The sequence below is a fragment of the Christiangramia aquimixticola genome (assembly GCF_048285835.1).
Taxonomy (GTDB): domain Bacteria; phylum Bacteroidota; class Bacteroidia; order Flavobacteriales; family Flavobacteriaceae; genus Christiangramia; species Christiangramia aquimixticola.
In genome coordinates, this window is record NZ_JBLVTL010000002.1 from 411,570 (window position 1) to 418,570 (window position 7,001).

Consider the following 7,001-nt stretch of genomic DNA (forward strand, 5'->3'; position numbering starts at 1 on the left):
ACTTCCAAAAGCCTTTCACTCTGTGAGAGGCTTTTTTTTACGGTTAAGTGTAAAAAAACTCGTTATATTAAGAATTCTTTGTGATGTTTTAACAGAAAATTTTATTTTAGGAAGGATATTTATCTAATTTTGAGGTGGTTGAAAATTGTTCGACTCATTTAATGAGTATCAAAGCATTTTTAATTAATTGGTAAATAAAACCGGAGTCTTTATTTTTCCGTAAATTAATATGGTGAACCCAAATATTATAAGTGTTCCGCAAGCCATGAACGATGGAAAATTCTTACCTTCGTATGAAGGTTTTTCAGTTAAATTTTTCATGACAATTTGTTAATTAAGAACCGTAAGTCGATGGGGCAAATGAGAACTTTCATTCTTATCTTCGCGCTATTCCTTGGAGTTGCGGTAAACTCCTATTCTCAAATAACACCTCCCGAACCTCAGTCTCAAAGCAGACCCGGACCTCCTTGCGATCCCGGAACAGGTGGTGGTGGAAGTGGGGAACCTGGTGGCGGGGGCGGTTTTGATCCAGGGGATGGGACCGGAGTTCCTCCTCCTGTAGGTCTTTGCTTACCTATAGATGACTATGTTTATATACTTATGGGGGTTGGAGTGATGTACGGTTGTTATAAACTAAGAGATTTCCAGGTGGCCTAAGAAAATTCTGTCAACCTTTTTACATATTTCCCAATTACATCAAATTCAAGATTTACCACATCTCCAATTTTTAAATTATTGAAGGTGGTATTTTTATAGGTGTAAGGGATAATTGCCACACTAAATTCATTCTTTTTAGAGTTGACCACAGTTAAACTTACTCCATTAACTGTGATAGAACCTTTTTCTATGGTTATGTTTCCAATCTGTGGGTCGTATTCAAAAGTAAATTCCCAACTTCCATTAGCTTCCTTGATGTTCCTGCAAACAGCGGTCTGGTCCACATGTCCCTGAACAATATGACCATCCAGCCTGTCACCCAATTTCATTCCGCGTTCCAGATTCACAGGCCCGTTAGGTTCCAGTTTGGATAAATTGGTTTTTTTCAATGTTTCCTCTACCGCGGTTACAGTATATTCATCATCTTCAATAGAAACAACGGTTAGACAAACCCCATTATGAGAAACACTTTGGTCGATCTTTAATTCCGGAGTCATTTCTGCTTTTACCTTAATATCCAGATTGCCTCCATTTTGATTAACCGCTGTAATTTTCCCTACCTCTTCAACTATTCCTGTAAACATTGTTTTCTATAATATTGGTTACATTTGTGGGTAAAATTATAATATAATATCGGGAAATTTTATGAAACAAACTGAAATGATCAAATTGGGAATTAGCATTGGGGACCTTAATGGGATTGGAAGTGAAATTGTGCTTAAGACCTTTGACGATTCCAGAATGTTGGAATTTTGTACCCCGATTATATTCGCCTCTTCAAAAATCATCAATTTCTTAAAAAAGCATTATAAACTATCTCTGAACTTTCAGGGAATTGATGATCCTTCAAAAGCTATCGATGGGAAGATCAATGTGATGAATGTTTGGAAGGAAAATGTGAATATCAATTTTGGGGAAGAAGATGTTCAGGTAGGAGAGTACGCTTTCAAATCGCTTGAAGCGGCAACTGAGGCATTGAAGAAAGATGAGATCGATGTATTGGTCACTGCCCCAATTAATAAATCCACCATTCAGTCAGAAAAATTCAAGTTCCCGGGACATACAGATTATTTGGCGCAGGAGCTGGGAGGGGAAAGCTTAATGCTTATGATCACAGATAATTTAAAGGTTGGATTATTGACAGATCATGTTGCGCTTAAAGACATAGCCAATGTTATAACGCCGGAACTTATTGAGAATAAGATCAGGATTATCAGCAATACCCTTAAGCAGGATTTTAGAATTCAGAAACCTAAAATTGCGGTGTTAGGGATAAATCCTCACAGCGGTGATAATGGTGTAATTGGGAAAGAAGATGAAGAAACGCTAAAACCAACCATTCAAAAGATAAGAGATAAAGGACATCTTGTTTTTGGTCCTTATTCTGCCGATAGTTTCTTTGGTTCCAAGAATTATAAAAATTTTGATGCAGTGGTTGCATCCTATCATGATCAGGGACTAATTCCTTTTAAAACCCTGTCATTTGGAATGGGGGTTAATTTTACAGCCGGTTTAAATAAGGTAAGAACTTCGCCAGATCATGGAACTGCCTTTGAGATCGCCGGTAAAAATGAAGCGAATATCAACTCTTTTAAAGAAGCGGTATTTAAAGGAATAGAGATCTATAAAGCCCGTGAAGAATATAAGGTCCTGACCGAAAATCCGTTGAAAAAGCAAAGCAAGAAGATATAAACAAAAATTTGTTTATAAAAATGCCATAGTTATTTAATTTTTAAATCTTTGCACCCGCCTTTACGGAAACGTGGAGGACTCAAAACTGAGGAGAGATGAGGTATTTAGCAGAGTTTACAATTCCTTTCAAGGGATTAAAGCTTGGGAAGCACCAGTTTGAGTATGAGTTAGATAACAAGTTCTTTGAACATTTTGAGTACGAGGAATTCAACAGTGCGAATGTAAAGATCGATCTGTTGTTCGAAAAGAAAAGCACCATGATGGAGCTTACCTTTAAGGCAATGGGAACAGTTAATGTTAATTGTGATCTTACAAACGAACCATATGATCAACCCATAGATAATACATTATTTCTGGTGGTCAAATTTGGAGATGAATTCAATAACGAAGATGAAGACCTTCTAATTATTCCGCATGGAGATTATGAGGTGAATATCCAACAATATATTTATGAGTTGGTGGTACTATCTGTACCTGCAAAAAGAATTCATCCGGGAGTTGAAGACGGAACGCTGGACTCAGATGTACTTAAGAAGCTCGAAGAGCATAGTTTGAAAAGTCAGAAAAAGAAAAATGAGGATGATATAGATCCTCGCTGGGACAAATTAAAAAATTTATTAAACGAATAATTAACAGGAAGCCATGGCACATCCAAAGAGAAAAATCTCGAAAACCAGAAGAGATAAGAGAAGAACACATTATAAAGCTTCAGCTCCAAAAGTTGCTGTTGATGCTGTAACAGGTGAAGCACACTTGTATCACAGAGCTCACTGGCACGAGGGTAAACTTTATTACCGTGGTCAGGTATTAATTGACAACGCTGAAGAAGTAGAGGCTTAATTTAGGTCCAGAGCTTCAAAAAACTATAGAAACTCTCACAATGTGGGAGTTTTTTGTTTTTAGTTGATTAAGTCCTAAAAAGACCTTAATTTGCACGCCGGTTAAAATAATATTTACTAATTTACTTAGAACGTGAATATTATTTAGGATTGGTGGAGAGTGAATTAAATTCAAATTTATGAACAAAATCACGGCAGCAATAACGGCTGTAGGTGCTTATGTGCCTGAAGATGTTTTAACCAACAAATTGTTGGAAAAAATGGTGGACACGACCGATGAATGGATCACCACCCGCACAGGAATTAAGGAAAGAAGAATACTCAAAGACCCATCCAAAGGAACTTCATATTTAGCAATCCAGGCAGCTAAGGATTTACTGCAAAAAAAGAACCTGGACCCTAAAGAAATAGATCTTATAATTTTAGGTACTGTAACCCCGGATATGCCTGTGGCATCTACCGGTGTACATGTAGCTACAGAAATTGGTGCCGTTAATGCATTTGCATATGACCTGCAGGCAGCCTGTTCCAGCTTTTTATATGGAATGTCTACCGGAGCAGCTTATATTGAATCCGGCCGCTACAAGAAAGTACTGGTAATTGGTGCAGATAAAATGTCCTCCATTATTGATTATACAGATCGTACAACCTGTATCATCTTTGGAGATGGTGCCGGAGCAGTTCTTATGGAACCAAATACTGAAGGACTTGGATTGCAGGATGAACTTTTAAGATGTGATTCTATTGGACGTCACTCTTTAAAGATCGCAGCCGGAGGTTCATTAATGCCTCCTACAGAAGAGACTATTGCTAAAAAACTTCATTTCGTCCAGCAGGACGGGAAGACAGTTTTTAAGTTTGCTGTTTCCAATATGGCTGAAGTAAGTGCACAAATCATGGAAAGGAATAATCTTTCTAATGAAGATGTTAACTGGCTGGTTGCCCATCAGGCAAATAAACGCATCATCGATGCTACCGCCAGGAGAATGAACCTTACTGATGAGAAAAAGGTGCTCATGAACATTCAGCGTTATGGGAACACAACATCAGCTACTTTGCCTTTATTACTAAGCGATAACGAGAAAAATTTTAAAAAAGGAGATAATATTATATTCGCCTCTTTTGGGGGTGGCTTCACTTGGGGAGCTGCTTATCTCAAGTGGGCTTATAACTCATAAAAACCAACACCAAATATTATGGATTTAAAGGAAATTCAGAATCTGATTAAATTTGTAGCCAAATCTGGCGCAAGTGAGGTAAAACTAGAAACTGGTGATGTAAAGATCACTATTAAAACAGGTTCAGACGAAAGGGAAACTACCATAGTACAACAGGTTCCTATGGGAGGGCAGCAAATGCACCAGCAAATGCCGCAACAACCTCAACAGGCTCAACCTCAACAAGCACCTCAGCAGGAGTCAGCTCCTAAGCAGGAAGAGACGAAAAATACTGAAGATGATTCTAAATATATCACAGTAAAGTCTCCAATTATTGGAACTTTCTATAGAAAACCATCTCCAGACAAACCATCTTTTGCTGAAGTTGGAGACTCTATCAAAGAAGGTGATGTACTTTGTATCATCGAAGCGATGAAACTATTTAATGAGATCGAAAGTGAAGTTTCTGGTAAGATCGTAAAAGTTCTTGTAGATGATTCTTCTCCGGTTGAATTCGACCAGCCGTTATTCTTAGTAGATCCATCATAATTTACTACCCGTTTTAACAACTGAAAGCCCATTTATGGGCTTCAGAACTTTAAAAGCAATTAGGTATGTTTAAAAAAATATTGATCGCAAACAGAGGGGAGATCGCTTTAAGAGTGATTCGAACCTGTAAGGAAATGGGTATTAAAACGGTGGCTGTTTATTCTACTGCAGATGCTGAAAGTCTTCACGTGAGATTTGCAGATGAAGCGGTTTGTATCGGGCCGGCGCCAAGTAACCTTTCTTATCTTAAAATATCAAATATCATTGCCGCAGCAGAAATCACCAATGCTGATGCGATCCACCCGGGATATGGATTCCTTTCAGAGAATGCCAAATTCTCAAAGATTTGTGAAGAGCATAAAATCAAGTTCATTGGAGCTTCGCCGGAGATGATTAACAAAATGGGAGATAAGGCGACTGCAAAAGCTACGATGAGAGCGGCAGGAGTACCTTGTGTTCCGGGTTCTGAAGGAATTCTGAAAGACTATAAAGAGTGTCTTAAGCTTGCTAAGGAAATTGGATTTCCGGTAATGCTTAAAGCTACTGCCGGTGGTGGTGGTAAAGGAATGCGCGCCGTTTGGAAAGAAGAAGATCTTGAACCAGCCTGGGAATCTGCCAGAAAAGAAGCAGAAGCTTCTTTTGGAAATGACGGGATGTATATGGAGAAGCTTATTGAAGAGCCTCGCCATATCGAGATCCAGGTTGTTGGAGACAGCACCGGGAAAGCATGTCACCTTTCTGAAAGAGACTGTTCTGTACAAAGACGTCACCAGAAATTAACTGAAGAAACACCTTCTCCATTCATGACCGACTCACTTCGTGAGAAAATGGGAGAAGCAGCAGTAAAAGCCGCTGAATACATTAAGTATGAAGGAGCCGGAACAGTTGAATTCCTTGTGGATAAGCACAGGAATTTCTACTTCATGGAAATGAACACCCGTATACAGGTAGAACACCCAATTACAGAACAGGTAATTGATTATGACCTTATTCGTGAGCAAATTCTTGTTGCTGCAGGGGTGCCAATTTCAGGAAAGAATTATTTTCCACAATTACATTCTATAGAGTGTAGAATCAACGCAGAAGATCCTTATCATAATTTTAGACCATCACCTGGGAAGATCACCAATCTTCACGCACCGGGAGGGCATGGAATTCGTATAGACACTCATGTTTACAGTGGTTATACCATTCCTCCAAATTATGATTCCATGATCGCTAAATTGATCACTACTGCCCAGACCAGGGAAGAAGCTATCAATAAAATGAAGCGTGCACTGGATGAGTTCGTGATAGAAGGTATAAAAACCACTATCCCGTTCCACAGACAGTTGATGGATCATCCTGATTATATTGAAGGAAATTATACCACAAAATTCATGGAGGATTTTAAAATGAAACCTCTTGAAGAATCTTAATACAAAACCCCGGTAATCACCGGGGTTTTTTTATACCTATTATTTTGTAATTTCAGCCGTAAAATTAATTGACGCATGAACTTTTCCTTTTGGGAAACCGACACTTTTTTTTCTGAAATCGATTATTGCATTATAGGAAGCGGAATTACAGGATTGAATTGCGCTATCCATTTAAAAGCCTTGGAACCTGAAGCAAAGATTATAATTCTTGAAAAGGGGGTCCTGCCGGAAGGAGCCAGTACCAAAAATGCCGGCTTTGCATGTTTCGGAAGCATTTCAGAGATCCTGGACGATCTTAAAACACATTCTGAAGAAGAAGTAGTTGAACTGGTTGAAAAACGCAGAAATGGCCTTGATTTACTTCGGAAGAATCTTGGGGATCAAAATATCGACTTTCAGAACAATAGCGGGTATGAACTTTTTACCCATAATGACGAAGCTCTCTATCAGGAATCGATGGACAGGATTGCTGAGGTAAACCGGTTGTTGAAACCGGTTTTTGGTAGTGACGTATTTTCAGTTTACAATAATCATTTTGGTTTTAGTAATATTCAGCCTAAACTCATCAGGAATAAATTTGAAGGCCAGATTGATACCGGAAAAATGATGCGAAGCCTGGTAAGGAAAGCGGTTTCTCTTGGGGTCACTATACTTAATGGGATGGAAGTAAAATCCTTTAGCGATGAGGG

Annotated in this window: 9 protein-coding genes; 8 read left to right on the forward strand and 1 reads right to left on the reverse strand. The window is 38.7% G+C overall.

All coding sequences use genetic code 11. The features are described 5' to 3' along the window. Positions 1–360: 360 nt before the first annotated feature. Positions 361–657 (forward strand): hypothetical protein, encoded by a 297-nt coding sequence (locus tag ACNKXV_RS05500; protein WP_417906700.1) that lies wholly within the window; start codon positions 361–363, stop codon positions 655–657. Here the strand turns inward: ACNKXV_RS05500 and ACNKXV_RS05505 are convergent. Next, entirely contained in the window at positions 654–1,241 is a 588-nt protein-coding gene (locus ACNKXV_RS05505) for a riboflavin synthase (protein WP_417906701.1), read from the reverse strand. The genes ACNKXV_RS05500 and ACNKXV_RS05505 overlap by 4 nt on opposite strands. Before the next feature lie 61 nt (positions 1,242–1,302). Between ACNKXV_RS05505 and pdxA the strand changes: the two genes are divergently transcribed. The 7 genes from pdxA to ACNKXV_RS05540 all read left to right on the forward strand — a co-directional run. Beyond that, entirely contained in the window at positions 1,303–2,349 is a 1,047-nt protein-coding gene (pdxA, locus tag ACNKXV_RS05510; RefSeq protein WP_417906702.1) for a 4-hydroxythreonine-4-phosphate dehydrogenase PdxA, read from the forward strand. Positions 2,350–2,444: 95 nt separating this feature from the next. Then, positions 2,445–2,978 carry a YceD family protein gene (locus ACNKXV_RS05515; RefSeq protein WP_417906703.1) on the forward strand — a complete coding sequence of 178 codons (534 nt, stop codon included), beginning with the start codon at positions 2,445–2,447 and terminating at the stop codon, positions 2,976–2,978. Between the two features lie 13 nt (positions 2,979–2,991). After that, positions 2,992–3,189 carry a 50S ribosomal protein L32 gene (gene rpmF / locus ACNKXV_RS05520; protein WP_417906704.1) on the forward strand — a complete coding sequence of 66 codons (198 nt, stop codon included), beginning with the start codon at positions 2,992–2,994 and terminating at the stop codon, positions 3,187–3,189. A gap of 178 nt (positions 3,190–3,367) precedes the next feature. After that, positions 3,368–4,366, forward strand: coding sequence for a beta-ketoacyl-ACP synthase III (locus tag ACNKXV_RS05525; RefSeq protein ID WP_417906705.1), 999 nt, complete (start codon positions 3,368–3,370; stop codon positions 4,364–4,366). Positions 4,367–4,384: 18 nt separating this feature from the next. Then, positions 4,385–4,894: an acetyl-CoA carboxylase biotin carboxyl carrier protein gene (accB, locus tag ACNKXV_RS05530; protein ID WP_417906706.1), complete on the forward strand. Its 510-nt coding sequence runs from the start codon at positions 4,385–4,387 to the stop codon at positions 4,892–4,894. Between the two features lie 65 nt (positions 4,895–4,959). Next, a complete protein-coding gene (gene accC, locus ACNKXV_RS05535; RefSeq protein WP_417906707.1) occupies positions 4,960–6,312 on the forward strand; it encodes an acetyl-CoA carboxylase biotin carboxylase subunit in 1,353 nt (450 codons plus the stop codon). Between the two features lie 75 nt (positions 6,313–6,387). Then, the coding region (locus tag ACNKXV_RS05540; RefSeq protein WP_417906708.1) for an FAD-dependent oxidoreductase at positions 6,388–7,001 on the forward strand (614 nt) is incomplete at its 3' end.